The organism is Saccharomonospora sp. CUA-673, from assembly GCF_001942305.1.
In the GTDB taxonomy this organism is placed as follows: Bacteria; Actinomycetota; Actinomycetes; order Mycobacteriales; family Pseudonocardiaceae; genus Prauserella.
Window position 1 is genome coordinate 73,013 of sequence record NZ_MKKE01000010.1, and the last position, 26,812, is coordinate 99,824.

Sequence of the window (26,812 nt, forward strand, 5' to 3'; positions counted from 1 at the left end):
GGATGACACGGAGCAGCGGCAACGCCGCCCGCCATCCCGGAGACCTGCCCGCCGGCGAGGCACTGCTCACCCCAAGTGCAGATCGCGCCCCCCCCAGAACGCCAACACAACGACGTGAACTGCCAACACGGCAACGCGAAATGCTGACACGACGACGTGGAATGCTGACACGGCGTCCACAGAATGCTGACACGGCGCCGCGAAGTGCCAACACGGCGCCGCGGGGTGCTGACACGGCGCCGCGGGGTGCCAACACCACGGAACCCACCTACCGCAGCAGTCTGCGCAAGGCGACGACAACGGCGGCCAACCCCGCGGTCAACAGCCCGAACACACCCCACCCGGTCTGGGTGGCAACGGTGAACGCCTCCTCGACGGCACGAGTCAGCCGTGCGGCCTGCCAGGCGGACAGCTCAGCAACCACGCCCACCGACGCTCCGAAGCTCTCCGACGCGGCGTCGAGCGCGCCGGCCGGGACGTCGTCGCCTGCTCGGTCGGCGACGATGTGGCGGTAGATGCCGAGGACGCCGCTGCCGAGGAACGCGAGTGACGAGGCCATGCCGAGGCTGCCGATGACGTCCTGCACGGCGGTCGCCGAGCCGGTCTTCTCCTCGGGTGCCGCACCGATGATCAGCTGCGAGAGCAGTGTCATGACCGGGGCGACGGTCAGGCTCGTCATGCTGAGCACCACGACGAGTCCGACGAGGCCGGCGCCCGGCACCAGGATCGCCACGAGCGAGGCGAACACGCCGGTCGCGGCCAGGACGGACGCGACCGCCCGCGCCGGGGTCAACACGCGGATGAGCACCGGCGTCAGCATGGTGCCGACGGTCGCGGCGATCGCCGGGGCCAGCAGCGTCAGCCCGGTCTCCCACGGGCTCAGGCCGCGGATGACCTGCAGGTATTGCGGCACCAGCATGTCGGCCACCGCCATGGCGAACCCGGTGACGAACAGGACGGCCAGGATGAAGCTGAACTGCCTGCTGCGGAACAGCGTCAGGTCCAGTAACGGCGAGTCCGTGCGGCGTTGCCTGCGTAGGAAGAGCGCCAGCAATCCCGCGCCCACCGCCGTCGACAGCGCCGGGAGCGTGGACACCCCCGCGGCGGCCGTCTCCTGCAGGCCGAACACGAGCGCCCCCATGGCCGTGGTGGACAGCACCACCGACGCCGGGTCGATGCGTGCAGTCGGATCGCCGTGGTTGCGTTCCAACAGCAGCGGCCCGCCGAGCACCAGCACGGCCGCGATCGGCACGTTGATCAGGAAGACCGCACCCCACCAGAAGTGCTCGAGCATGAACCCGCCCAGCACGGGCCCGGCCGCCGCGCCGCCGGCGAACGCGGCCAGGTAGGTCGCGAAGGCGACGTTGTACTGCTGCGGGTCCCGGAAGGTGCGGCGCACCAGGATCATGCCGGCGGGTGTGATCGCCGCGGTGGCCACGCCGAGCAGGGCGCGGCCACCGATCAGCATCTCGGCGCTCGTCGCGTACGCGGCGACGAGCGAGGCACTGCCGTAGACGGTCACCGCGCCCAGCAACAGCTTCCGGGCTCCGATCCGCCGCGCCACCAGCCCGAAGGTGATCATGGTCGCCGCGCTGAGGAACTCTCCGATGTGGAGGATCCACAACTGTTGCGATCCGACGGGAACCAGATCGGCGGTGATCGCGGGCAGCGCGAGGAACAGCACCGTGATGTCGGTGGACAGCATGAACAACGGCACGACCAGAACGGCCAGGCCGAGCCACTGCCGCGGGGTGGCCCGCGGCGGCGGGGAGTCGACGGTGGTCACGCCGATGCCCCGGCGAGGTCGAAGTCGAGCGCCGGGTAGCGCCGGGTCTGCCGCGCCTCGCGCAGCATCGGAGCCCACCAGGCGAGCTCGTCCAGAACGGCGACGGCCGGTACACGCAGTCCCTCCGAGTCGACGGGCCTGCCGTCGTGGTCGAACACCGTCCAGTAGTTCGCCAGCGCGATGAAGTTCTTGACCGTCACCGCGGGGAACTCCGGGAAGACGCCGCGCAGGTGCTCGATGGCGGTCAGCCCACCGGTGATGCCCCCGTAGGAGACGAACGAGACCGGCCGAAGGGTCCACTCGCCGTAGAACCAGTCGATCGCGGTCTTCAACGCCGCCGAGTAGCTCCGGTTGTAGACGGGCGTGACCAGCACGAACGCATCGGCCGCCGCGAGGCGGGCGCCGAGCCGGGCGACCTCGGCCGGCGGTTCGGCGTTCGGGTCGTTGCCCGCGAGTTCCATGGGCAGGTCGTATTCGGCGAGGTCGACGAGTTCGACGTCGAAGTCGCCGTGCCGCCGGGCCTCCGCGGCGAACCACGTCGCCACGGTGGGGCCGAAACGTTCCGGGCGGATGCTGCCGATGACGACGGCGAGCCGGGGTCGAGCGGTCATGAGGTGCCTCCCAAACGGTCTGTCCGATGTGACAGCGCGAGCATGGGCGGCAGGCACTCCGGAACAGCTCCGGAATTGTTCCGACACGGCTCCGACACGCTCCGGCGCCGCGTCGTAGGACGCAGCAGCAGCGGCCTCAGCGGGGCGTGCGGTCGTCGAGGATGTCGTCGGGGGAGGCGAAGGTGTAGCCGAGCGACTGCAGCGAGCTGACGAGGTCGCGCAGTCCCGCGGTGCCCAGGAACGGGTGGTAGAAGAAGCTGGCCACGTTGTCGCGCACCACGAGGGAGCGTTGCGCGTCGGCGAGCATGTCGACGACGGTGCGGGCGGAGTACTGGTTGAACTTCGAGGGGGCGAGGTTGCCGATGTTCTCCGGGACGACGTTCGTGCCGTAGACGTCCCGCACCGGGTACGGGAAGTGCTGGCCGTAGACCTCGTCGTACGACACGTCCTCCGCGGCGCCGCACCGCCCGCCCGGGCAGTAGCCCGCGTAGTAGCTGCCGCGGTCGTAGCGGCCCGCGAAGATGCCGTTCGTCTCGTGGTAGTTCACCGCGGATCCGCCGTAGTGCGGGAACTCCCACAGCGTCGGCGTCGGCAGTCCGACCCGGCGGAACTCGGCCAGCCCCGTCGCGACGCGGTCCCGGAACCACTCGGCCGAATCGGCCGGGACCGGGCCGTGCAACGCGACGTGACCGTCGTCGTCCACGGTGGACCGGTAGAACTCGTAGTCGTCGCCGCTGACCGCGCTGCGTGGATTGGACGCCTTTTCGTACTGGTGCGTGTAGCCGTGCATGACGAGCGTGCCGCCGTGCTCGGTGGCGTACCGCAGCAGGTCCACCAGCTCCGGCTCGTCGACCAGGCGCGCCGACTGCGGTTCGCCGTCGGCCGTGACGCCGCGGGGATCGGTGAAGTACGGGTACACGGCCACCGAGAACGGCACGTCCTCCTCGACGAGCAGCTCGACGATCGGACGCAGGTCGTCGACGTCGGTGTCCGGTCCGACGTCCTCGATGCGCACCAGCGCGCGGTGCCGCGTGGGCGCCTCGGGCTCGAGCGTGCCCAGCAGGACGTCCGCCGCGGCGAGGTATCGGCCGCCCGAGTCCAGATAGGCGTACGGGACCTCGGCCACATAGGTGAACGCGTCGGTGCGCACAGCCCACGGGCTCTGCGGTTCGCGGCCGCTCGTGTGCGCCAGGACCTGCGTCCGGTTCTCGTCCTCGACGGTCACCGCGTGCACCGGCGTGGTGTCGGCGGGATCGCGCGAGAGCGCCATTCCCTTGTACGTCACGGTGGTCGGCCGGTCGGCACGCAGGCCCGTCGTTCGCCAGCCGAACTCGCCCGCGACCCGCTCGTAGCGCTCGATGTTGTTGCCCAGCCACAGCACGGGAAGGTCGGTGGCCGCCAGGTCCCGAGGCATCGCGTCGGGCAGCCGTGCATTCTGCAGCGAACCCACGTAGATCACGGCCTGGTACCCGGCGAGGTCTCCCGTGCGGTAGGTGTGCGCCGGACGCAGGTCCCAGCGCCCGCGCGCGAGGCGAGGTTGGCCGTGAACATCGCGTACGCCTCGGCGCTCGCGGCGTTCTCGTCCCCGGCGGTGGCCTCGTCGTACAGGATCAGCGTGCGGTGGTCGGGATTCCCGCCCGGCCCGGGATCGCCCGCCACGCCCGCCTGCGCCGGAGTCGTGTCCAGCGGCAGGGGCCGGGCCGCGGGGGAGGCGGTCCGCGGGCCGCCGGTCAGGATCACCACGGTGGCGACGCCGACGACGGCGACCAGGACGAACGCGATCGCCAGGCGGACCCACGCCGGCCAGCGGTGCCGCTCGGCGGGCGAGGCCTGTTCGGCCGTCACGACGGCACACCCGCGGGGCGGAACTCCGTCGGGCGCACCGCCGTCAGTCCCAGCAGATGCGCCAGGGCCTGAGCGGTGCGTTCGGCGGCGATGCCGTCGCCGAACGGGTTGTCGGTCGCCGCCATCGCGGCGTAGGCATCCGGGTGGGTGAGCAGTTCCACGGCGGTCTTGGTGATGAGCTCCCGGTCGTGCCGACCAGCCGGGCGCACCCCGCGTCGACCGCCTCGGTCCGTTCGGTGACCGTGCGCAGCACCAGCACCGGAACACCGAACGTGGGCGCTTCCTCCTGGATGCCACCGGAATCCGAGAGCACCAGCGTGCTCATCGACAGCAGCGTCGCCAGGTCGCCATAGCTCAGTGGCTCGGTCACGAGGACCCGGTCGACGTGGCCGAGCTCCTCGTGCACGACGGCCCGCACATCGGGGTTGGGGTGGGCCGGCACGACGACGTCCAGGTCGCGCACCGCGCGGGCGAGGTCGGCCACCGCGCGGGCGACCCGGCGCAGCGGCTCACCCCACGACTCGCGGCGGTGCGCGGTGACGAGCAGCAGCCGGCGGTGACCGGAGCGCACCCGTGCGGCGACGGCGTCGAGCGCGGGCTCGGTGAGGGCCGCGCTCGTGCCGGCGACGGATCGCAGTGCGTCGACCGCCGTGTTGCCGGCCACGACGATGCGGTCGTCCGGCACGGCCTCGGCACGCAGGTTGCGGGCGGCGGCGGGCGTCGGTGCCAGGTGCAGCGCCGCCATCGCCGTCACGAGCCTGCGGTTGAGTTCCTCCGGGAACGGCGCTGCCAGATCGCCCGAGCGCAGACCCGCCTCGACGTGCACCACCGGGATCGAGCGCCAGAATGCGGCGAGCGCACCGGCCAATGTGGACGTCGTGTCGCCCTGGACGATCACCGCGGCCGGCCCCACCCGCGTTATCACCTGGTCGAGACCGGTCAACACGGCCGACATCAACTCGGCCTGCCCGCCGCCGCGGCGGGCGACGGCGAGACGTTCGTCCGGTGCCAGGCCGAACGTCGCGAGCGCCTGGTCGACCAGGTCGGTGTGCTGTCCCGTCGCGAGCAGCACCGGGCGGAACCAGGGGGAGTCGGCGAGCGCCGACACGACCGGTGCCAGCTTCACGGCTTCCGGTCTGGTGCCGACCACGACGAGGACGAACGTTCGGGGAGCGGCACCCCCGGCTCCGAGGTTGGTCGACATGGGGACCTTAACGTTTCTTCGGGTGAACACGTGTGCGGCTCTGTGCTACTCAGAGTTGTCCGATCGGAATCGTGAGAAGGCGTGCACAGTCTTCCGGAAAACGGCGGACCGGACAGGTCTAACATGATCGACACGTATTTCACTCAGCAGTGGAGAAGTAATCACCCGTAGGGGTGAGCCACATGATCAGACCAATGGTCAAGGTGCAGATTGCAGCTTCCCGGTGCGCACATGGACACACGAACGTGTGGATTCCGTGACATTCTGGCCCTACTGTTGGTCGTCTCGTGTGGCCCGGTGTCAACGGGTCGACCCGATGGAACGGGGGTTGGACCATTTCGCACACGCCATCAGGTCCGGTAGGGATCGCCGCCGCGGGAATCGGTATTTCGACCGGCGGTGTCGTCGCCGACATCGTCCTCGGCGCGGTGCTGTTGATCGTGCTGCTGCTCGTCGTTCGCTCGCTGCGGAACCGACTGCATCGGCGGGCCGGCAACGGCTGATGCTCACGACGTCCGCGGCCATGCTGCTGCTGTTGGTGCTCTGGCCGCTGTACAACTTCGTGGTGGCCCTGCTGGGATCGCGCCGCACCGGAGTGCGGGACCGGTGGCAGCGGCTGCCGCCCCGGAGGTCCTGGATCATGATCCCGGCGCTCAACGAGGAGGCCGTCGTCGCCAACACGGTCCGGCGCGCACTGGAACTCGGGGCCGGCCGGCACCTCGTGCGGGTGCTGGTCGTCGACGACGGCTCCGACGACCGGACCCCCGAGATCCTGGCCGGCATCGACGATCCCCGCCTGTATGTGCTGCGCCGTGAACCGCCTGCGGCGCGCAGCGGCAAGGGCGCAGCGCTGAACGCGGGCTATCGGCGAATCCTGGAGATCTGCCGCGCCGAGGACACCGTCGACTCGACGGTCGTGGGCATCATCGACGGCGACGGCCGGGGGAGTCGCGGGCTGCTGGACGCGGTGTCGGTGTTGCTGGCCGATCCCGGCGTCGGCGCGTGCAGTGCCGCGTGCGGATCCACAACCTGAACCGGCCGTTGGCGATGCTGCAGGACCTCGAGTTCGGTGCCGTGGCCGACGCGGCGCAGGGGGTGCGCGACCGGGTCGGCAGCGTGGGTATGGGTGGGAACGGGCAGTTCACGCGGTTGACGGTGCTGGAACGGTTCCACCCGGCGCCGTGGTCGGACTGTCTGGTCGAGGATCTGGAACTCGGACTGCGACTGCACCTGGCCGGTGTCCGCATCCGCTACGCGAACACGGGGTGGGTCACGCAGCAGGGTCTGGTCGACGTGCGCCGGCTGCTGCGGCAGCGGACGCGGTGGGCGCAGGGGAATCTGCAGTGCGTGCGGCATCTGCGGTCGTTGGCGGCCTCGCGGCACATCGGGAGCATGGGACTGGTCGACTTCCTGCTGTATCTGGTGACGCCGTGGTTGGCGGTGCCGTTGTCGGTGCTCGTCGCCGGCCTCGTGGCGGTGACGGTCGTGGGCGTGGTGACCGGCGGCGGCGCAGGCGGGATGGCCGCGTCCGGGGACGACCTGGCGTGGGCGGGCGCGCTGTGGGCCGTCGTGCTGCTGGCGCCCGGTCTGCTGTGGGCCGCCGGGCATCGCATCCGGCTCGGCAACCTGCCGTGGTGGCGATGCCTGCTGGCGGGTCTGTTGTATCCGGGACTGCTGCTGCTCGGCGTCGTCGCCACCTGGCGCGCGGTGTACCGCGTCATCCGCCGCCGCAACACGTGGACGAAAACCGAACGCCTCGCCGACTCCGACCATGCCGACTCCGATCGGCGACCTGTGCGGCGGCGGTAGTTCCCGACGCCGTGTGTTGTCGCTGGGGTTGCCGGAGGGCGTTGCGAAGCAATTCTAACCGCGGTTAGAGTCCCATCTATAACCAAGGAAGAGGTGCCCTGGGTCGGGGGCATCCGGCCCGATCGCCGCTCGTTCTTCCTTGCGGCCCGGTGGTCACGCATCCACCCCTTCTCGTCCTCGAATCATTGCTCCTCGCAGGTACCTCGATCAGAGTTTCCGCAGCAGATCGGGTCGGGGCACAAGGTTGTGTCCAGAATGGAGGATGCTCGACATGGGTTGTCGCGAGAGGCAATGGTGGAAACGCGGCGTCCGAGCGAGTTTCGGGCTGCTGTTGAGCATCGTTCTCCTCACCTCGTGTGGCACGGCCGGCGGCGGATCGGGTGAGGATGCCGCGTCCGGGCCCACCCGTACGGTCGAACACGACATGGGTGAGGCGGAGGTTCCGGCGCAGCCACAGCGAATCGTCGCGCTCGAGCTCCCCTACATCGACATGCTTTCCGCTCTCCGGGTGAGTCCGGTCGGGCTGGTCGACGACGGAGACCCGGAGACGCTGATCCCCGAGGTGCGGGAGCGGATCGGTGAGTGGGAGTCGGTCGGCAGCCGGTCCGAGCCCAACCTGGAGCAGATCGCCAAGCTCGAACCCGACCTGATCATCGCCGACAACGAACGGCACGCGGCGATCTACGAAGAACTGAATGAGATTGCCCCGACGGTCGTGTTCACCGCCCGATATGCCGGCTACGAGAAAACGTTGGACGTGGCCCGCGAGGTCGGCAATGCCATCAACAAGTCCGACGAAATGAACGCCGAGATCGGACGTCTCGAAGGCCGGCTCGACGAGTTGTCGCGAACCAACTCCGACGGCGACAACTCCGAGAACGGCGACAGGGACTCCCTCGCGGTCATTCCCCGCGAGCGCGGAACGGCGCAGGTTCTGGGGGAGGGGTCGTACGTGGCCGACATCCTCGATCGGGTTCGGGTGCCGTATGCACCGGAGGCTGCGGCGTATCCCGCGGAGGCGGACTCCGCGTCGACCGGGTTGGAAGGGCTGGCGGAGATCGACCCCGCCGTGCTGTTCGTCATGACCGACGCCGAGACCACGATGGACCACTGGCAGTCGTCGGAGGTGTGGCAGAAGCTCACCGCGGTGGAGAACGAGGACGTGCACGCGGTGAGCCGTGCCCAGTGGACCCGGTCGCGGGGGCTCGTGGCGATGGAACTGATCGCGGAGGAAGCGGTCGAGTTGTTCGACGAACGGTAGTCAGGCGGACTGATCGATCTCGGGTGGACGGGTCGGCGCAATGTTGCGGTCCAGGAGCGCGCTCCTTTCCGGACTAATGGTGTGTGCGGCGCTCCTGGCCGCGAGCCTCGTCGTCAGTGTCAACTTCGGCGTGGCCGGCCTCGGCGTGACGGACGTGGTGCGGGCATTCGGGAACTTCGACGGATCCCGCGACGACCTGATCATCCGCACGATCCGGGTTCCACGGGCACTCGCCGCGGCTCTGGTCGGAGCCTGCCTGGCGGTGGCGGGTGCCATCATGCAGGGAATCACGCGGAACCCGTTGGCCGACCCGGGAATCCTCGGCATCAACGCCGGGGCGGCCTTCGCCGTGGTGACGACGGTGTTCGTGTTCGGCGGAACGGCGTCGGCGACGTTCGCACCGTTCGCGTTCGTCGGGGCGGCCGTCGCCGCGGCGATCGTGTACGGGATCGGCTCGATGGGCCGCGGGCGGATGAAGCCGATGCGGCTGGCCATCGCCGGGGCGGCGGTGGCGGCGCTCCTGTCCTCGTTCACCACGGCGACCCTGGTGCTCAGCGAGCAGACCATGGACACGATCCGGTTCTGGCTCGCCGGCTCGGTCCTGGGGCGCGACCTGGAACTGCTGAAACAGATATCGCCGTACGTCCTCGTGGGGTTCGTCCTGGCGGTGGCCCTGAGCCGCCAGGTCACCGCGCTCATGCTCGGCGAGGACGTGGCCACCGGTCTGGGACAGCGGACCGCGCTCACGAAATCCCTTGCCGTCCTCGCGGTGATCCTCCTGGCGGGCAGCGCGGTCGCCGTGGCGGGGCCGGTGGGCTTCATCGGGCTCGTGGTGCCCCACGCGGTGCGTTTCTTCGTCGGTCTGGACTACCGCTGGATCCTGCCGTACTCAGCGATCATCGGAGGGATAGTGCTCCTCGGTGCCGACATCATCTCGCGGGCGGTCCTGCCGGTGCACGAAATCCCGGTCGGGGTGACCACCGCCGTCGTGGGTGCTCCGTTCTTCATCTACCTGGCCCGCTACAAGGTGTCCCAGTGATATGGCACGCCTGACTCCTGTCGCCGCCCGCCGGAATGCCCGTGAGGCAACGCTGCGCATCGGACCGGCCTCGTTGCGGCTGAATCTGCGTTCCGTCGTGATGATCGGCGTGCTCTGGGTGGCCGCGTTCGCCGGGCTGGTGGCCAATGTGGCGTACGGCGAATATCCGGTGCCACCGCTCGAGGTCGTCCGCACGATTCTCGGGCTGGGAGAGGATGGTGGCCAGGCGTTCGTGGTCAACACCCTCCGCCTGCCCCGGGCCCTCGTGGCCGTGGCCGTGGGCGCTGCGTTGGGCGTGAGCGGGGTGATATTGCAGGGAATAACGCGCAACGACCTCGCGGCGCCGGACATCGTCGGGATCAACGCCGGGGCGTCGTTGGCGGCGGTGAGCCTGATCGTGATTGCGCCGGCGGCGTCCGTCGTCTATCTGCAACCGGCGGCGCTGGCCGGTGCCTTCGTGGCGGCCGGGTTGCTGTACCTGTTGGCCTGGCGGAGGAACGGCTCACCGTTGAGGCTGGTGCTCGTCGGTATCGGGTTGAGCGCCATCGCCGGCGCCGGCGCCACGCTCCTGGTCACCATCGGTGAGATCGAGCAGGCGTCGAGCGCGCTGGTCTGGCTTGCCGGCAGCGTCTACGGCCGGGGGTGGGACGACCTGTACTCGTTCCTGCCGTGGCTGCTGGTGCTGTTTCCGTTGGCGCTGTTGCTGTCCCGTCATCTCGCCGCGCTGAATCTGGGCGACAACGTGGCACGGGTTCTCGGTGTCCACGTCGAAAGGGTGCGCGGGTTGCTGTTGCTGACGAGCGTGGGCCTGGCCGGTACGGCGGTGGCCACGGCCGGAACGGTCGGTTTCGTCGCGTTGATGGCCCCGCACATCGCCCGCCACCTGGTCGGCCCGTCCTACGGGGGACTCATGCCCGCGGCGGCTGCCACGGGAGCCACGATCGTCGTGGGCGCGGATTTCGTCGGACGATTCCTGTTCGCGCCGGTGGAACTTCCTGCCGGCATCGTCACCGCGGTCCTCGGCGCACCCTTCTTCTTGTATCTGCTCTATCGCAGCAGGAACGGATAGCTCGCGAGTACCCGGACCCGGAGAGGAAGCTGGAGGATCGATGATGATCCCGTCGCCAGAGGCAGGAGCGGTGAGCAAGCTCAGTACGGAGCGCATCACGTTCGCGTACGACGACTCGACCGTGTTGGACGATCTGTCCGTGGCCATGCCGGAGGGCCGGATCACGTCGATCATCGGCCCGAACGGGTGTGGGAAGTCCACATTGCTGGGCTCCATGGCACGGCTGCTGAAGCCGCGCGCCGGCAGCGTCTACCTCGACGGGGAGGTCATCGCCCGCCTTCCGACACGGGACGTTGCCAAGAGGTTGGGCGTGCTGCCCCAGGGCCCCCACGTTCCGGAGGGGTTGACCACCCGCGAACTCGTGTCGCAGGGCCGGTACCCGCATCAGAGTTTCCTCCGGCAGTGGTCCAGATCCGACGAGGCGGCTGTCGAACGCGCCCTGGAGATCACCGGCGTGGACGCTTCGCCGACCGGGCACTGGACACATTGTCCGGTGGGCAGCGCCAGCGTGCGTGGATCGCCATGGCTCTGGCGCAGCAGACCGACACGCTGTTGTTGGACGAGCCCACGACCTACCTCGACATGGCCCATCAGCTCGAGGTGCTCGAACTGCTGGCCCGCCTGAACCGGGAGGAGGGCCAGACCGCCGTCATGGTGCTGCACGACCTCAACAGTGCCGCGCGCTACTCGCATCAGATGATCGCGCTCTGCGAGGGCCGGGTCTATGCAGCCGGAACACCGCAGGAGGTCATGACCTCGCACATGCTCGGCGACGTCTTCGGCGTCAAGGCCGATATCTTCCACGACCCCCGCAACGGCTGTCCCCAATGCCTGCCCTACGAGCTGCTGGGCCGCACCTCCTAGTTGTTGCGGGCGGAGCTGTTGTGGGCCGAGCTGTTGTGGGCCGCGACGTCAGCGCCACGCGGGCGCGTCCGGATATGCGGCCAGGTGCGTCCAGTCCTGAACGGACGTTGTCAGGATGGCCGCGACGCGCTCCCGGGTCTCGGACTTGGCGAGCTGCACGAAACAGTGGCACGTCGTCAGCTCGCGTTCGGCCACGACGCACAGCGCCACGCCCGTGAGCTGCAGACGTCGCGCAGTCGCGATCATGGTCTCGTCCCAGGGGAGCGGGATCGATCTCGCGATCTCGCGTGCCGCCGATTGGACGATCCGGGGACCCCCGAACATGGTGGCGGCGAACCCGGCGGTGTTTCCGACGATGTCGTGCGCGTACTTCCGGCCGGCCAGCAGGGCGTCGGCGAGCTTGGCGAGTTGTTTGCAGTGGCGGCGGTCGTTCTCGCGGACGAGTCGCCGCCACGTTGCCGTGGTGAGGTGTTCGGCGGCCTTGTCGGCCACGGTTCGCTCCCAGCCGTCGACGAGGGCCGAACGGCAGGACCCGACGAGGGCATCGAGTTGTTGCTGTTCCCGTGCCGCCGCCGACACGGAACTGCCGGAGGCGGACCTCTGCGGTGGCGCGGGTCTCGGTGGTGGCCCCGGGTGTCGTGGACGCGGCACCCGGGGCGTCGTGTCGGCCGGGGTCGCCCGGCGTCGCCGGGACCCCGTGACAGGGTTCGCGGCGACCGCGCCGTGGAGGTGGCAGTGCTGGTCCGTCTCCTTGACGAGCCTCCGGCATGGTCGCCCTGTCGTCGTCCCGGTCGAACCACATGTCGGCATCTGCCGAGTGTGCGCAGTCCGCGCCGGCGGGAGCGACCACCGGGGAGCTGATTTCCCCCGCCGTTCCGGCCGCCGACCGGCAACGGAGTGTGACAGCCGAGACCATCGGATGGCCCCCGCTGTGGGTGGCACGAGAAAACAGCCCCCAACCGAGTGGAATGCGGACCGGCCGAATCGCCTTGGCAACCGGGTCGGACGACTCGCTGATGGACGACGCGGCCACAGCAGGTGCCGGCCGGCGCCGGGGTAATACTCTTGGGACGTGGACAGGAACGGGTCGGACGCACGTGGCCTCGTCCCCGTGCTGCCTTCGCCTCTCATGGAGTTGCGCGACGGCGTTCTGGACGACCATGGGGTGCGGGTCCTGCTCAAGCGGGACGATCTGATCCATCCCGAGGTTCCTGGCAACAAATGGCGGAAGTTGAAGTACAACCTGGCCGAGGCGAAAGCCAGGGTCATGCTCGTCTTCTCACCTTCGGTGGTGCGTACTCGAATCATGTGCGGGCGACGGCAGCTGCCGGCCACTTCTTCAGGTTCGACACTGTTGGGGTGATTCGGGGCGAGGAGCATGTGCCGTTGAACGAGTCGTTGGCGTACGCGGTCGGCCGCGGGATGGCGCTGACGTATTTGGACCGGGCGACCTATCGGCGCAAGAGCGAGCCCGCCGTGCTGGCGGAACTGGTCGAGGAGTTCGGCCCCTGTTACGTGGTGCCGGAGGGCGGCAGCAATGGGCTCGGGGTTCGGGGTTGCGCCGAGCTACCCGCCGAGATCGACGTCGACTTCGATGTCGTTTGCTGCGCTACCGGCAGCGGCGGCACCTTGGCCGGGATCGCAGCCGGACTCACCGACGGCCGCCGAGCGCTCGGTTTCGCCGTACTGAAGGGTGGCCAGTTCCTCGATGACGAGGTGCGGCGACTTCAACATGAGGGTTTCGGCGCGGCGACGGAGAACTGGGCGCTGGACTACGAGTTCCATTTCGGTGGCTACGCGAAGCGCAAGCCCGCGCTGGACACTTTCATCGCGGACTTCGGCACGCGACACGGCGTCCCGCTGGACTGGGTGTACGAGGCCAAGATGATGTACGGCCTGTTCGACCGCATCTCATCAGGTCACTTCGCGCGGGGCACGACGATCGTCGCGGTGCTGAGTTGAACTGACGTGAGCGGTTATGCCTTGTCGTGGTAGGCGCGTTGGACGGATTTCGAGGTCGCGGTCTCGCAAAGGGTGAGTTCCCACTGGCCGCTGTTGATGGTGAAGTCGCGACCGAATCCGAGCCACATGCCCCTCATCCGGCGGCCGGACGGGTCGACAACCATCTGGAGCGTGCCGTGGAACGCGGCGCCTTTGTAGTAGCCGGTCGGTGAGGTGTTCTCCCGCCAGGTTCCGGTGGCGACCGCTTTCTCGACGGCGAGTTCGAGTCGTAGCCGCGATCCGATCGTGTGCGGAAGGCTTTGACCAACGAGCCGAGCGCCCTGTTGGCGTAGGACGACGTAGTGCTCGCCGGTGAAGTTCTTGGCGCGTCCGGTGCTGGGGTAGACGTAGTGGCTGTGCCAGATACCGGAGAGATCCTCGCTCGGCGTGGTCATCGGCACTGTGTCGGCGTCGTCCGAGTCGGCGAGCGCGGGGCTGGTCGACGCCAGGGACAGCGCGGCGCTGACTTTGAGGAGAAGCGACCGGCGGTCGACGCCGTTGCCGTTGCTCTGTGCCCAGGTGGTGGCCATCTGCGCCAGTTCGTGGACATCGACCTGGTCGAGGTGGGTGACGAAATCACGCATCGGCGCGGCGGTGTCGGGGCCGTCGAGAGCACCGAGAGAGGCGAGCTGTTCGCTGTGCCGGTGGGCGTCGTCGGCGCCGCGGTGGTCGGCCACGTCCCTGACCAGATCGGCCAGGCGACAGGCGTAGAGCTCGGCGAGTCGGCTCAACACGTCCAGTGAAGGCGCGTGGCCTGTCTCGGCGGGCCACTGTTCCCAATACGAGAAGTTCTTGAACGTCTTGGGGTCGGCGGGCCAGCGCTCGTTCCACGCGTCCGCGGCTTCTCGCTGACTCCAGCCGTGCGCCAGACGGAACGCCGCGCGCATGTTGACGTGGTAGCGCTCGGCGAACACGATGGCGACCTCGGCCCACGTCTTGGATTGCGCTCGCAGCTCAGCCGCGAGGTTCCGTTGGTCCTGACGCACGCTGCGGATTGCGGCCGGCATGTGTGTCCCCTTCCGCCGTGGCTGGCGTGGACGGTACGTGGTTCCCAGCATCGCGCATCTTTTCCCCGTTCAGCAGGGAACTCGTGCGAGTCAAGATCACCGCAGAGCAGGGTGGAATGCGCTTCTCACCTGGGGTTCTCTGGTGTTCAGATACCTGCTGGGAACACCTGAAGGAGTTGTCTCGATGCCGCCGCCGACAGCGCGCTTGTTCATCACGTGGTTCACCAGCGCGGCGGACGGCTGTGCTCATGCGGTCACCGACGAGCAAGCCGGGCACGCTTTCCGCACGGGGACCGATCCCACGGCTGTGTGCGGCCGTCTGGTCCTCCCGGTACCGCTCGTCAACCCGTCGGGGCCGCGGTGCCGGCGGTGCATGACCGACATCGGCGTCGATCGCGACTCATCGGGAGCAGGACCGTCATATCCGCCGCGCCCCGGGAAGCACACGCCGTCCCGTTTCCGGCGGTTGTTCCGTCACAGATCCCCTCGTCGACCGGGCAGCACGGCCGTGTCGTTGACCGAGAACGCCGGCCGGGTTGCCACCAGCTCGTCGGGAGCTCCACGGTGACGGCGCCGCGACGGGACGAAGCGCCGCACCTCGAGGCCATCAAGCGCAGCGCCGAGGCCGGTTTCCGGTTTCTCCACGTGCGGGAGGCCGCTGGCGGGGCTGTGACAGCGATCCATGCCGAGCGCAAACACCGTGGCGTGGTCGAGACCTTCCTGCTCCAGGACGTGAGCGACGCCGTGGCTGCACGATTCCGCAGTGAGGACTACCCCAGCGGTGACCCGGTGTGGCAGGAACACGGGACGGTCGCCGATGTCATCGCGGCGCTGTTGAGCCTGCCACCGCCCGGCGCACCAGGGGCGCCGACCAGGAAGCGGCGGGTGTCACGTTCATTGTGGATGCCCGATGGATCACGCTGACCCCACCGGCGGCGGTCACGTGTGGACAATGGTGGTCATGCCGAGGTGGTGGAGTGACTGGATGTCGAGACTGGATCGCGATGGCGCGGCGACAGCGCGCCGCCGGCGGGAGGGGAGGCCCTTCGCCGGTGAGTTCTTCCGCCACCCGATACGTGTCGGCGCCGTCGCGGAGACGACCACGGACTGTGTGGGCGGGTTCCTCGACGAGGTCCGCCTGGAGGGCGCCCGCACGGTGGTCGAGCTCGGCGCGGGGTCCGGTGCGATCACCGCGGAACTCGCGAGGCGTCTGCCCGATTCGTCCCGATTGTTGGCCGTCGAGGTCAGCCCGGTGTTGACGGATCGGCTGCGGGCCCGCTGTCCCGACGTGGACGTGGCGTGCGCGTCGGCGTTCGACCTGCCCGACCTGCTGCGTGAGCGTGACCTGCCGGCGGTCGATCTGGTCGTGTGCTCGGTGCCCTGGACGGTCATGGGGGAGGAGCGCGACCGCTTCCTGAGTACCGTGCGTGCGACGTTGAGTGACGGCGGAGCGTTCAGCACGCTGCTGGTGGCGCATCGCGCCAGGGAAGGCGGTGCGGCGGCGACCTGGGTCGGCCGGCACTTCGCGGACGTGCGGTCGGGCCGCGTCCAGTGGACGAACCTTCCGCCGCTGTGCGGACTGCACGCCGACGCCGCCTGACCCGGCGGCGTCAGACACTCGAGAGACACCCAGCAATGACAAAACCCCCATCGGTTTCCCGGGATGGGGGTTGAGTTGGTGCGCGATACTGGGATCGAACCAGTGACCTCTACCGTGTCAAGGTAGCCACCGGCAGTCCTGTGACCTGGCAGAATGGAGATTCTGCAGGTAGGGGCGTTGTCGTTCAATGTGACTGGTTGCCGTTCGGTGCGGTTCAACGAAGGTCGGTCCTCCCAGATTCCTCCCGAGCTTGGTCTCCCAGCTGGCACCATAGGTGTATGGCGCTTGTTTTCCTTCTCGCGGGCTAGCGCGTCGCATGGTTGTGTTTACGATCGTGAAGATTGGCTCTGCATCGCTTATCTCATGTTCGCTTACGATTTCTGGTCGGGGCTCCTGTCCATGTAACGGTGATACGTGATCTATGGCTCGCCGCATACGGTCAAGCTGCCATTTGCGACCGAGTTCGCGCTACGCTGACCGCTCGGCGGCGCGGCCGTCGACGCTGCCAGTTCGGTCGCTACGCGCTCGACGGACTCGGAAATGTACACCTAAGTATCGTGCCGCTCGATGTCGCTTGCCGCTGCCGCGTGGCTTCTGGATCTTCGACGAAAATGTGCACGCCGAGACGCTGAACAGGACGCGTCCGCCAGCATGCCGGGATCACGACACCCTGTCGGGCACGGGTTGTAGCGTTGACGGTACGGGGGCTCGGCCTCGTGTTGCCCGCGAGTCACGGAGTAGTGAGGCCGAGGATCGTAAGCCCGACGGAGGGTCGCGCGTCCCCGACACGTATGTCGTGGGCTGGGTCGAACACGGCCCGTCGGGCGAAATCGGTGCGAACAAGACTTGTGCGTAGGAAACGGTCGGGGCGTTGTTGCACGACGTCCGTGGTGGTGTGGTCCGCATGCGCAAGCGGCCGGGCTCTGGTCTGCCGGTTCTGACCAGACTGGGGATACTGCCCGAACGGAGGGGTTGGGCTGCTCTCCCTCCGGCGCATTCCGCCCCCGCTGCTGAGCGGTATCCCTGCGTGACCCCTTGGGCCGGAGTGATCACGGCCATAGCTTCGGCGTGGTACGTGTCACGACGGAAAGGGTCAGCCAATGCAGGTCGACGAACTTCTCAAGCCGTTTCCCCTCAAGGAATTCCACCCGATTCCGCGAGCGTTGCTTGGCCCCGGCTCGCACGAGATGATCGGCCCCGAAGCTCTGAAGATTGGGATGCGCAGGCCGCTGGTGATGACCTCGGGACTGCGCGGTACCGAGATTGTGAACAAGCTTGTCGAGTCGCTGAAGTACCACGGGCTCGAACCGTCGGTCTACGATAAGGTCGAGTCCAATCCCAAGGACTATAATGTGATGGATTCCGTCGCGATGTATCAGCAGGACGGCTGCGACGGTTTCATCTCGATCGGTGGCGGCTCCTCCCACGACGCTTGCAAGGGTGCGCGTATCTCGGTTGCGCACGATGGGCGCAACGTCAACGAGTTCGAGGGCTTCAACAAGTCGGAGAACCCGAAGAATCCGCCACACATCGCGGTATCGACGACAGCGGGTACAGGGTCGGAGACGTCGTGGGCGTATGTCATTACCGACACTACGACCGACCCGGCCAATCCGCACAAGTACGTCGCCTTCGACGACCACTCGGTCGTCACGCTCGCGGTCGATGACCCGGTGCTGTACTACGAGTGCCCTTCGCATTTCACGGCGCAGTGCGGATTCGACGTTCTGGCGCACGCGTCCGAGCCGTACGTGTCCAGGCTGGACTTCACGCCGTCGCTCGGCAGTGCGCTCTTCTCTGCGGAACTGGTCGGTGAGCACCTGCGCACCGCGACGTGGCACGCCGACAACCTGCCCGCCCGTGAAGGCATGATGTATGCCCAGTACACCGCGGCGCAGGCGTTCAACTCGGGCGGCCTCGGCGTGATCCACTCGATCTCGCACGCGGTGAGCGCGTTCTACGACACCCACCACGGACTCAACAACGCTATCGCGCTGCCGCGCGTGTGGGCGTGGAATCTGCCCGTGGCGTACAAGCGCTACGCCCGGCTGGCCGAGGCGTTGGGCGTGGACACCACGGGAATGAACGACGTGAAGGCGGCCGACGCGGCCGTAGCGGCGGCGATCCGGCTGTTGCGTGACGTCGGCATTGCGGAGCGGTTCACCGACATCACCCAGGACACTCACCCGAAGAACCGGCTCGGTGCCGGGCCCACCGAGTACTACACGAAGGCCTCGACTATCAGGGGCGATAAGGCCGATGTGGACCGGGTGTCCAACCACATTCTCGGCGATGCCTGCACTCCGGGGAACCCGAAGGAGACGACGTTCGAGACCGTGCGGCCGGTTGTCGAGCACTGCTTCAACGGCGACCTCGACGACCTCGTTTCCTGAGCCGTTTGTAGTTCAACCCTGGGTGTTCCGCGGTCGCTCGCCACATTGCGGAACACCCAGGGCCAGGCCGAAAGGTGTTTGCCCGCGTGAGTTCACGAAACGGTCACCGACCCCACTCGTTCACCTCCGTGGACGAGGTCACCTCGCTCCTGTCGGACGTCGGCTACCTCGCCGACCGTCCACTCGCGACCACTGTCTATCTGCAGGATCAACTGGGTAAACCGCTGCTGCTGGAAGGTCCAGCGGGTGTGGGCAAGACCGAACTCGCGAAGTCCCTGGCCGCTGCGACCGGCAGGCGCCTACTGCGCCTGCAGTGCTACGAGGGTCAGGACGAGACCAAGGCTCTCTATGAGTGGGACTACGGCAAACAGATGCTGTACACCCAGATCCTGCGGGAGAAGATCGGGCAGGTGGTCGCCGACGCCGAGGACCTGCCGTCGGCCGTCGAGGCGATCGGCCGGCACGACAACGTGTTCTTCTCCGAGCGCTTCCTCGCGGAGCGGCCGCTGCTGCGCGCCGTCCGGTCTCTTGACCCCGTCGTGCTGCTGATCGACGAGGTCGACCGCGCCGATGAAGCACTCGAAGCGGTCCTACTGGAGCTGCTGGCAGAGTACCAGGTGTCGGTTCCGAGCTCGGGACGTTCACTGCGGAGCACCTGCCTACGTGGTGCTGACCTCCAACAATACGCGCGACCTGTCGGCGGCATTGAAACGACGCTGTCTTCACCTGTCACTGGACTACCCGTCGGCCAAACGGGAGCTGGACATCATCCGGTCGAAGAACACCGGTCTGCCAGAGGCGGTCGCGACCCATCTGGTGGACGTGGTGCGGGAGCTGCGACAGCAGGGGATGCGCAAACCGCCCGGCATCTCCGAGGCGCTGGACTGGGCACGGACGCTCGCGGTGCTCGGCGTGTCCGAACCGGACACCGAACTGCTGATGGACACAATCTCGGTGGTGGCCAAGTACGACCGTGACGTCGAACGGGCCGTGCGGGTCCTGCGTGATTGGAGTGAACTGCGGGAGCAGGATGATCCGGGGCGGACCGGCAACGATCGTAAGATCCCGGTCGAGGGGGAGCGGCGCGCGCCCGTTCCCGATGTCGAGCCCGACGACGAGGGGACGGGCGCCGCGTTGCGCGCCGCGCGGGACACCCCGGGCAGGCACGGAGCGGGCTACTTCGGGGAGAACACCGACACCCGAGCGCCCCGGAGGCCGGTCAGCAGCAGTCAGGGTGAACGTTCGTTCGCGGCCAACCACGGCCGCGGCAAGCGGTAGGTCCGGCCGTGCTGACAGGACTGCACCGGTTCGCCGCGCTGTTGCGCAGCGCGGGTCTGCGGATCTCGACGGTCGAGGTCGTCGATGCTGCGCGCTGCGTGGCGGACCCTGTGATGATCCGCGACCGCGAGCTGTTCCGCGAGGGGCTGCGGTGCGCCGTGGTCAAGGACCACCGCGACAACGCGACGTTCGACGAGCTCTTCGACGCCTTCTTCGCCTACGTCCGCTTCGGCGACGAATCCGGAGACGGTCGGAACGACCCCGGCACGGTCTCGTTGCTCGAGGACTTCACGATCGCCGAGGAGGCGGGACAGCGGCCCCCGCGGGCCGACATGGAAAGCCCCGACGCCGATCTCGGCGACCTGTTCGACGAGGACGACCTCGTCGAGCGCTACAGCCCGCACCCCGAGCTCAACCCGATCGTGCTCGACAACGAGACCGACGACGAACTGGTGTTCTCGCAGCAGGACGTGTCCAGCATGGACGGATCGAACGAGGTGCTGCTGGAGATCGACCGAAGCCACGGCGTCGCACCCGGCGAACTCGGCAAGGCCCAGGGAACACCGGTGGAGGCCACGCTCAGCCTGGCCGAACAGGACGCGCTGCTCAACTGGTTGGAGGGCGGCGGATCCGGAGAAGACGACGAGGGTGACGAGACCGATGCGGTGGCCCTGCGGTCCGGCATGGGTGAGCAGGCCCTCGCCCGGCTGCCGGAGGCGCTGCGCCGTCACCTCGAACACCTGATGCGGCTGGAACAGTCGGTCGCGGAGGATTCCCGGTCCGACCGCGGATCCGATCGGGGCCACGACGAGTTGGAGGACGCGCTGCGCACGATCGTGGCCTCGTTGCGTGGCGCCGTGACGCACCGCAAACGGCCCGCGTGGCGTGGCCGGGTCGATCCGGCCCGCACGATGCGCCGGAACCTGCGTTACGACGGCGTGCCGTTCCGGCCGGTCACCGTCGACCAGCGGGACGACAAGCCGCGGCTCGTCGTGCTCGCCGACGTGAGCCTGTCCGTGCGCGCCACCGCCGGCTTCACACTGCAGATGCTGTACGGGCTGCACGACCTGTTCTCCTCGGTGCGCTCCTACGCGTTCGTCGCCGAGATCGCGGAGATCAGCGGCCTGTTTGCCGAGCAGCGGATCGATCAGGCCCTGGAGACGCTGTTCCGGGGCGATGTCATCGATGTCGACGCTAACTCCGACTACGGCTCGGTGTTCGGCGCGTTCCTCGACGAGCACGGCACCGCGGTGAACCGCAGGACCACCGTGCTGGTGCTGGGTGACGGGCGGGGCAACGGGAACGATCCGAACCTCGGCGCGTTCGAGGAGATCGCGCGCAAGGCACGGGACGTGCTGTGGCTGACGCCCGAACCGCGCCATTCGTGGGGCCTGGGCGCGTGCGATCTGCCGGACTATGCCGAGCACTGCAGCCGGGTGCGCGTCGTGCGTGACGTCTCCGGGTTGGAGAACGCCGCCCGCGACCTGCCGGTGGCGGTCCGATGACCGGTTCGTTGCAGGATCGTGCTCATCCGGCACCGCTCGACCCGATGGCGCCGTGTCCGGCGGGCGAGTACCGCGACGAGCGGGTCCGGGTGGTGCACCGCGACGGGCGCCCGGAGAACCCGCTCGGGCCGGTCGTGGCGCGGACCCGGCACTTTGGAGTGCATGGCGGCGAGGCGCGGCTGGTAGTGAGTCACCGGCTCGGCCGCGGCGAGGTCGAGGACGGGCTCACGGAGCTGCTGGTTGAGGAGCTGTTCCGGTCGGGGCTCGTGGCCGGGCAGGAGCTGTTCGAGCGGGTATTCGTCGGGCTCGTCCGTTCGGCCGTGCCCGGTGGGCTCGCGGCATGGCGGAACTTTTACCGCAACACGCTTGCGCGCTTGCACCGACCTACGCACGGCCCCGCCGGTGGGCTCGCGCCGGTGTACGAGTACGCGCGCGGGCTCGTGCCGCCGGGCCGGGTACTCGACCTCGGCTCGTGCTTCGGCTTCTTCCCGCTGCTGCTCGCGGCCGAGCCGGGGTATGCGGTGACCGCGTCCGATGTCGTGCCGGGCAGCATGCGGCTGCTGTCGCGGATCGCCGCCGCCGACGGAGTCCCGTTGTCGACGCTAGCCTGCGACGCGACCTCGGTGCCGTTACCGGACTGCTCGGCGGACACCGTGACCGTGCTGCACCTGCTGGAGCATCTCGACGCCGACGCCGGTGCGGACGTGCTGGCCGAAGCGATGCGGCTCGCGGCTCACCGGGTGGTCGTCGCCGTTCCGTTCGAGGACGAACCTGACACCTGTTTCGGTCATGTTCGCCGGTTCGACAGTGCCGAACTCACCCGGCTGGGAAACCGCACGGGTCTACCGTTCACGGTGACGGAACATCACGGCGGGTGGCTCATCGTCGAGACCGCGTCCATGTAGCAACGGCTCAGATGACGCCCATCTTGCTGGCCTCGTAGACCGCCTCGGCGCGGGTCGACGCCCCGAGCTTGCGCATGATGTTGCGGACATGGAACTTGACCGTGGTCTCCGAAATGAACAGCGTCGTGCCGACGGTGCGATTGCTCAGCCCTGACGCGAGCAGTTCCAGCACGCGCTGTTCCCGTTCGGTGAGCGCCGGTGCGTTCGGAGTGGTGCGGATCGAGCGGGCCATCACCGACGCCGACCGGGAGTCGAACGCGTTCCCGTCGCAGGCGACGGTGCGGATCGACGAGACAAGCTCGCTGGTGTCGACGTCCTTGAGTACGTAGCCCTTCGCACCGCGGTGGACGGCCTCGAGTACGTAGGCGTCGTCGAGGAACGTGGTCAGCACTAGCACCCCGACCTCCGGATATCCGGAGGTGATCTCCGAGCACAGGTCAAGGCCCTCGGTGTCGGAGCCGGTGCCGAGCTTGAGGTCCAGCAACACGATACGCGGGCGCAGCCGTTCGAGCGCCGTTCTCGCCTCGGCGGTGGTCGCCGCCTCGCCGACCACATGCATGTCCTCTTCGCGGTCCAGAATGGAGCGCAAACCCTGTCGGACGATGGCGTGGTCGTCGACGAGCACGATGCTCAGCCGGTCCTGCGGTGACACGCCGTCTCCCCGTGGCTCGCCAGGCGCGGGGCCAGAGCGGGTCAACGGTGACCGGGATGCGTTCATGACGCCGCCTTTCCGTTCCTCCGCAACGGGAGGGGGATGTCGAGCACGAGCATGATCCCGCCGAGCTCGGATCGGCGGATCGACATGGTGCCGCCCAGCTCGTGGGTCCGGTCCTGCATATTGGCCAGTCCGCGATGCACGCCGGCCAGGTCCGTCGCCGCGGTGAGTTGGAGTGTCCTCCGCAGCTGGGCGGGGTCGCCGTCGCCGTTATCGGCGATCGAGAGCACGATCCGCTCCGGCAGGTACTGCAGGCGCACCAGAGCCTCGTCGGCCGTGGCGTGCATGACCGTGTTGAACAGGGCTTCGCCCGCGAGCCGCAACAGTGAATGCTCGACCTCGCCGGGAAGCGGCACCGGCTTGCCTCCGATACGGACCTGCACTGTCAGATCGCTGGGCAGATGCACCGACGACAGCCGTTCCAGCAGCACGGGCAGCGACCCGGGGGGCTCCTCGGTACCGTTGTGGAGTGCGTAGATGGCGGCGCGTAGGCGCTCAACGGCGTGGCCGGTAAGGTCCTTGGCTGCGCTGAGCTGGTCGACCAACTCAGCGTGCTCGCCGCCTGCGGCCAGCTCCGCCCGGCACAGCTCCACGGTCATCCCCGCCGACAACACGTCCTGGGTGACGCTGTCGTGCAGTTCGCGGGCGATGCGGTGCCGTTCGTCGTCGAGCGCCTGCCGCTGCATGGACTCGATGAGGCGTTGCTGCGTCTCGGCGAGCTCCTTCGCCTGCCGCTCGGCGGCCTCTGAGAGCCGCTCCGTCTTGCCGCGCAAGGCCGTCGCCGCATGCAATAGGAACGAGTTATGCAGCGCCACGGCCGCCTGGTTGGCCAGCACCCGCAGGATCGCGAGGTCGGTGTCGGCCACGTCGACGCCCGAGCCGGGCAACCCCGCGATACCGCCGATCGGCTCACCGTCGAGGGTCATCGACACCCGCACGATGTCGGCGCCGGGATCGTCCTCCTCCGCCTCCCATGGCCTCGCCCGCAGCACGTGCAGGTGGGGCAGGGCATCAGCGGGCAGCGATCGTTCGTCGTCGATCAGCGTGTCGCCCCAGAGCACGAGGAATCGGGGCTGCGCCGCCTGCAGCGCGCCGTCGGCGACCGCGACGAGCAGCCACTCGGCGTGCAGGTGCTCGGCCGCCGCGTGGGCAACAGCCTCAACGAGCTCCCGTGGTCCCTCGGCCGTGCGGACCAGCGCGCGGGAGATGCTGTCGAGGGCACGCACGGCATTCTCCAGGCGTTCGGCCGAGCGCACGTACTCCGGGTAGAACGAGCGTTTGCCCGACCGCACTCCGGTGAGTGCGCCGAGATCGGCCTCGTCGCGGCTGAAGCCGGTACGGGCGGACGAGGTCATGGGCTCCTCACCACGCTCGCGGTGATCGTGGGGCTGATGCCAGTCGTCGGTGGCGCGTCGTGTGCGGTCATGGGTCTACAGAGCCTGGCGGAACAGGGCGTAGACGTCGGCGGCGTCGACCTCACGCGGATTCGTGGCCAGGCAGGCGTCATCGAGCGTCGTGCGGGCGAGAGTCGGCAGGTCGCCCTCTTTGACGCCCAGATCGGACAGGCCTTTCGGCACGCCCACGTCGTCGGCGAGGGTGCGGATGAACAAGGCGAGTTCGTCGGCCACCTCGTCGGCGGGCCTGCCCTCGACGCCGATGCCGACGGCCGCCGCGAGCGGCACGTACCGATCCGGGTCGTCGGCGGCGTTGAAGCGGATGGCGTGCGGCAACAACACGCCGTTGAGCACGCCGTGCGGAGCATCGAGGAGTCCGCCTACTTGGTGACTCATCGCGTGGGTGATGCCGAGGATCGCGTTGGTGAACGCCATACCGGCTTCGAGGGCGCCCTGCGCCATCCCGATCCGCGGTGTGGCCCGTCGCGGTTCGAGTGTCGTGTCGCGCAGGTTGCCGGTGATCAGGCGGGCGGCGTGCAGCGCGTGGTGATCGGTGAGCCGGTTGTGTGCGCGGGAGACGTAGGCCTCGATGGCGTGGGTCAGCGCGTCGAGCCCGGTCGCGGCGTTGAGCTCCTCCGGCATGGTCGTGAGGAGCCGCGGGTCGATGACGGAGATGTCGGGCACCAACGTCCGGCTGATGATCGTGATTTTGGTGTGCCGCTCGGTGTCGGTCACAACGGCGAACTGGGACACATCGGCACCGGTGCCCGACGTCGACGGCGCCATGACCAGCGGCGGGATCGGATGTATGACCTTGTCAACGCCTGCGTAGTCGAGGATTGTGCCCCCGTTGGAGGCCAGGATCGCCACGCCCTTGGCCGCGTCGATGCAGGAGCCGCCGCCAACCGCGAGGATGACGTCGGCACCGCTGTCGAGGTAGCGCTCGTGTGCGGCGGCGATCTCGTGGTCCTTCGGATTGGGCGTCGGTTCGGACCACACCACGGGCTGTAGCCCGGCTGCGCGCAAGTGTTCGACAGCTCCGTAGCCCAGCCGGCTGTCACGATGCCGGCGTCGGTGACCAGAAACGGCCTGCGCGCGCCGACACGTAATGCGCAGTGGCCGAGTTCGGCCAGCGCATGTGGGCCGAACACGATCTCGGGCACATGGAACTTCGCCAGACCCAGGGAGGAGTCCGGCCGCATCGGTTTCGTGCAGGGGCCCTCCAGGCCACCGCCTGTGCCGTCCGGCGCGGTGGACAGGACAGCAGGCTGCCGCGGAAACCGTGCCCGGGGTTCGAGGTCGTCGCACAGTTCCGGCGCGGCTCGGGTCGGATGCAGCACGCGAACGCCTCCTCACCGCCAGCCACGTCGCTGGACGGCTTCCAGGGTAGTGCCGGTCAGACGGTCGGAGCACCCTCCGTTCGCGGTAGCGCCCCCTGCCCGATCGGACAGGTACCCGGAAATCCCGGAGAATCCGTGGGGCAGGCCGAGCTGGCGATGCTCACGCTTTGTCGCTGGCCACCGGTTCAGCGGGTCATGGCCCAGTCGTGGACGATACGCCATGTCACCATCGACGACCCGGCCGTCGACGCTGCGGCACCAATTGGTCATGCCGGATGGGTCTGCGGCGTCTTGTTGTGGGCCTCGTCGTGCCGCCGGGGGTAGCCGGCTCGACCTCGGGCCGGACCGCCACAGTGCGCAGGCCGTGCTGGCCATGGTCACCCGGGTGTCGACGACGTCGTGCACCTGATATTCGGCCACCGTGACGAAGCTGCCGCCGTGGCCCAGCGCGGTCCCCGGTCCGCAGGTAATGGAAAGGTTCGGGAAGTTGGGAACGGCGATGCCTAGATAGGCGTGGGCGTTCTCTGGGCCCAGGTCTCGGCCAGCGTCGCACCGGAACGGCCGGCGATTCGCACGGGGTCGAGGAAGTGGTGCGTGTGGAAACCAGTGACGAGGAGGACGACCTCGACGTCTGTTTGGGCGTTCTCAACAGAGAGTGCTTCCACGACGGGTTCCTCGGAACGCCTCCACGCGCGTGGAAAGTAGCGCCTGCCGGTCGTTCGCTGCGGGTGTTCTTCCGGAAACCCGATCGGCTTGCGTTCCAAGGCGTCCCGGTCGTGTCCGACATACGCGCAGCCCGGTAGGGGCACCACGACACCGGTATCCACCTCAGAGCCGGTGTAGGCACCGGCCAACTTCTGAACCACGTGAGCAGGCAGAGTCGCGGACTCACTCAGCCTGATCGAGATCCTCGCGAAGGTGGATAAGCACTACCGACCGCGAGGATGGATGGCTGATCCCGCGTGCACGTGGCGAACCACGATCGGCAACAGGCCACGCTGGTCACGATCGGCTGATCCCCGCGGGTGCGGGGTGGACCACATCTCCACCAGTTGCGGTACGACCTCTTCGGGTTGATCCCCGCGGGTGCGGGGCGGACTTGCCGTTGGGCCGCCTCACAGTCTGGAACAGCGGTTGATCCCCGCGGGTGCGGGGCGGACGTCACGGAGTTCACCGTCGCCCAGAA

At 68.4% G+C, this 26,812-nt stretch carries 24 protein-coding genes and 2 pseudogenes; 14 read left to right on the plus strand and 12 right to left on the minus strand.

The annotated features are described in order from the left end of the window. Nucleotides 1-268 precede the first annotated feature (268 nt). The 5 genes from BJF85_RS05955 to wecB all read right to left on the minus strand — a co-directional run bounded on the left by BJF85_RS05955 (nucleotide 269) and on the right by wecB (nucleotide 5,446). Nucleotides 269-1,786, minus strand: a complete 1,518-nt coding sequence (locus BJF85_RS05955) for an MFS transporter (protein WP_075846092.1) — start codon at nucleotides 1,784-1,786, stop codon at nucleotides 269-271. Beyond that, nucleotides 1,783-2,397, minus strand: coding sequence for an NADPH-dependent FMN reductase (locus BJF85_RS05960; protein WP_075846093.1), 615 nt, complete (start codon nucleotides 2,395-2,397; stop codon nucleotides 1,783-1,785). Before BJF85_RS05960 ends, BJF85_RS05955 begins: the two co-directional genes overlap by 4 nt. Before the next feature lie 136 nt (nucleotides 2,398-2,533). Next, nucleotides 2,534-3,856 carry a DUF2334 domain-containing protein gene (locus tag BJF85_RS05965; protein ID WP_255375421.1) on the minus strand — a complete coding sequence of 441 codons (1,323 nt, stop codon included), beginning with the start codon at nucleotides 3,854-3,856 and terminating at the stop codon, nucleotides 2,534-2,536. Next, entirely contained in the window at nucleotides 3,853-4,242 is a 390-nt protein-coding gene (locus BJF85_RS29705; protein WP_255375422.1) for a hypothetical protein, read from the minus strand. Before BJF85_RS29705 ends, BJF85_RS05965 begins: the two co-directional genes overlap by 4 nt. Before the next feature lie 43 nt (nucleotides 4,243-4,285). After that, a complete protein-coding gene (gene wecB, locus BJF85_RS05970; protein ID WP_255375423.1) occupies nucleotides 4,286-5,446 on the minus strand; it encodes a non-hydrolyzing UDP-N-acetylglucosamine 2-epimerase in 1,161 nt (386 codons plus the stop codon). A gap of 287 nt (nucleotides 5,447-5,733) precedes the next feature. On the opposite strand from wecB, the gene BJF85_RS05975 reads away from it, so the two are divergent. From BJF85_RS05975 to BJF85_RS06000, 6 genes and pseudogenes are all read left to right on the plus strand, one after another. Continuing rightward, nucleotides 5,734-5,949 (plus strand): hypothetical protein, encoded by a 216-nt coding sequence (locus BJF85_RS05975; protein WP_075846094.1) that lies wholly within the window; start codon nucleotides 5,734-5,736, stop codon nucleotides 5,947-5,949. Between the two features lie 137 nt (nucleotides 5,950-6,086). Beyond that, nucleotides 6,087-7,255, plus strand: a pseudogene (locus tag BJF85_RS05980) (glycosyltransferase). Nucleotides 7,256-7,586: 331 nt separating this feature from the next. Beyond that, complete coding sequence (locus BJF85_RS05985; RefSeq protein WP_158056791.1) at nucleotides 7,587-8,516, plus strand: ABC transporter substrate-binding protein; 930 nt, start codon at nucleotides 7,587-7,589, stop codon at nucleotides 8,514-8,516. 76 nt (nucleotides 8,517-8,592) lie between these two features. Beyond that, nucleotides 8,593-9,555 (plus strand): FecCD family ABC transporter permease, encoded by a 963-nt coding sequence (locus tag BJF85_RS05990; protein WP_369822097.1) that lies wholly within the window; start codon nucleotides 8,593-8,595, stop codon nucleotides 9,553-9,555. A gap of 1 nt (nucleotide 9,556) precedes the next feature. Beyond that, nucleotides 9,557-10,624, plus strand: coding sequence for an iron chelate uptake ABC transporter family permease subunit (locus BJF85_RS05995; RefSeq protein WP_083665986.1), 1,068 nt, complete (start codon nucleotides 9,557-9,559; stop codon nucleotides 10,622-10,624). A gap of 43 nt (nucleotides 10,625-10,667) precedes the next feature. Continuing rightward, nucleotides 10,668-11,488: pseudogene (locus tag BJF85_RS06000) on the plus strand (ABC transporter ATP-binding protein). Between the two features lie 48 nt (nucleotides 11,489-11,536). Here BJF85_RS06000 and BJF85_RS06005 read toward each other — a convergent pair. Further along, nucleotides 11,537-11,980 (minus strand): hypothetical protein, encoded by a 444-nt coding sequence (locus tag BJF85_RS06005; protein WP_222844453.1) that lies wholly within the window; start codon nucleotides 11,978-11,980, stop codon nucleotides 11,537-11,539. 637 nt (nucleotides 11,981-12,617) lie between these two features. Here BJF85_RS06005 and BJF85_RS29710 point away from each other — a divergent pair. Further along, nucleotides 12,618-12,851, plus strand: coding sequence for a hypothetical protein (locus tag BJF85_RS29710; RefSeq protein ID WP_255375431.1), 234 nt, complete (start codon nucleotides 12,618-12,620; stop codon nucleotides 12,849-12,851). After that, nucleotides 12,797-13,450: a 1-aminocyclopropane-1-carboxylate deaminase/D-cysteine desulfhydrase gene (locus BJF85_RS06010; protein ID WP_255375430.1), complete on the plus strand. Its 654-nt coding sequence runs from the start codon at nucleotides 12,797-12,799 to the stop codon at nucleotides 13,448-13,450. Before BJF85_RS29710 ends, BJF85_RS06010 begins: the two co-directional genes overlap by 55 nt. 14 nt (nucleotides 13,451-13,464) lie before the next feature. Here the strand turns inward: BJF85_RS06010 and BJF85_RS28380 are convergent, their stop codons facing one another. Together BJF85_RS28380 and BJF85_RS27130 are read right to left on the minus strand one after the other, a co-directional pair. After that, nucleotides 13,465-14,496 carry a helix-turn-helix transcriptional regulator gene (locus tag BJF85_RS28380; protein ID WP_083665988.1) on the minus strand — a complete coding sequence of 344 codons (1,032 nt, stop codon included), beginning with the start codon at nucleotides 14,494-14,496 and terminating at the stop codon, nucleotides 13,465-13,467. A gap of 474 nt (nucleotides 14,497-14,970) precedes the next feature. Then, complete coding sequence (locus BJF85_RS27130; protein ID WP_139320482.1) at nucleotides 14,971-15,300, minus strand: hypothetical protein; 330 nt, start codon at nucleotides 15,298-15,300, stop codon at nucleotides 14,971-14,973. A 181-nt stretch (nucleotides 15,301-15,481) separates the two neighbouring features. Here BJF85_RS27130 and BJF85_RS06025 point away from each other — a divergent pair, with 181 nt between their 5' ends. The 6 genes from BJF85_RS06025 (at nucleotide 15,482) to mftM (ending at nucleotide 22,177) form a co-directional block, all read left to right on the plus strand. After that, entirely contained in the window at nucleotides 15,482-16,096 is a 615-nt protein-coding gene (locus tag BJF85_RS06025) for a class I SAM-dependent methyltransferase (protein WP_158056793.1), read from the plus strand. Nucleotides 16,097-17,196: 1,100 nt separating this feature from the next. Beyond that, nucleotides 17,197-18,489, plus strand: coding sequence for an NDMA-dependent methanol dehydrogenase (gene mdo, locus BJF85_RS06030; protein WP_075846099.1), 1,293 nt, complete (start codon nucleotides 17,197-17,199; stop codon nucleotides 18,487-18,489). A gap of 128 nt (nucleotides 18,490-18,617) precedes the next feature. Then, a complete protein-coding gene (locus tag BJF85_RS06035; protein WP_255375424.1) occupies nucleotides 18,618-19,466 on the plus strand; it encodes a MoxR family ATPase in 849 nt (282 codons plus the stop codon). After that, complete coding sequence (locus tag BJF85_RS29715; RefSeq protein WP_255375425.1) at nucleotides 19,402-19,767, plus strand: hypothetical protein; 366 nt, start codon at nucleotides 19,402-19,404, stop codon at nucleotides 19,765-19,767. Before BJF85_RS06035 ends, BJF85_RS29715 begins: the two co-directional genes overlap by 65 nt. Nucleotides 19,768-19,775: 8 nt before the next feature. Next, nucleotides 19,776-21,272: a VWA domain-containing protein gene (locus BJF85_RS06040; RefSeq protein WP_075846100.1), complete on the plus strand. Its 1,497-nt coding sequence runs from the start codon at nucleotides 19,776-19,778 to the stop codon at nucleotides 21,270-21,272. Next, the gene (gene mftM, locus BJF85_RS06045; RefSeq protein ID WP_075846101.1) at nucleotides 21,269-22,177 is read left to right on the plus strand and encodes a mycofactocin oligosaccharide methyltransferase MftM; all 909 of its coding nucleotides are present in this window, start codon (nucleotides 21,269-21,271) and stop codon (nucleotides 22,175-22,177) included. The genes BJF85_RS06040 and mftM overlap by 4 nt, the downstream gene beginning before the upstream one ends. Before the next feature lie 7 nt (nucleotides 22,178-22,184). On the opposite strand, the gene BJF85_RS06050 is transcribed toward mftM, so the two are convergent. From BJF85_RS06050 to BJF85_RS06065, 4 genes are all read right to left on the minus strand, one after another. Further along, on the minus strand, nucleotides 22,185-22,829 hold the full coding sequence (locus BJF85_RS06050; RefSeq protein WP_187346870.1) for a response regulator transcription factor: 645 nt from the start codon (nucleotides 22,827-22,829) through the stop codon (nucleotides 22,185-22,187). A 62-nt stretch (nucleotides 22,830-22,891) separates the two neighbouring features. Further along, a complete protein-coding gene (locus BJF85_RS06055) occupies nucleotides 22,892-24,247 on the minus strand; it encodes a sensor histidine kinase (protein WP_075846102.1) in 1,356 nt (451 codons plus the stop codon). 75 nt (nucleotides 24,248-24,322) lie between these two features. Beyond that, entirely contained in the window at nucleotides 24,323-25,288 is a 966-nt protein-coding gene (locus BJF85_RS06060) for an iron-containing alcohol dehydrogenase (RefSeq protein ID WP_369822095.1), read from the minus strand. Between the two features lie 841 nt (nucleotides 25,289-26,129). Beyond that, complete coding sequence (locus BJF85_RS06065; protein ID WP_075846103.1) at nucleotides 26,130-26,492, minus strand: hypothetical protein; 363 nt, start codon at nucleotides 26,490-26,492, stop codon at nucleotides 26,130-26,132. Nucleotides 26,493-26,812 lie beyond the last annotated feature (320 nt).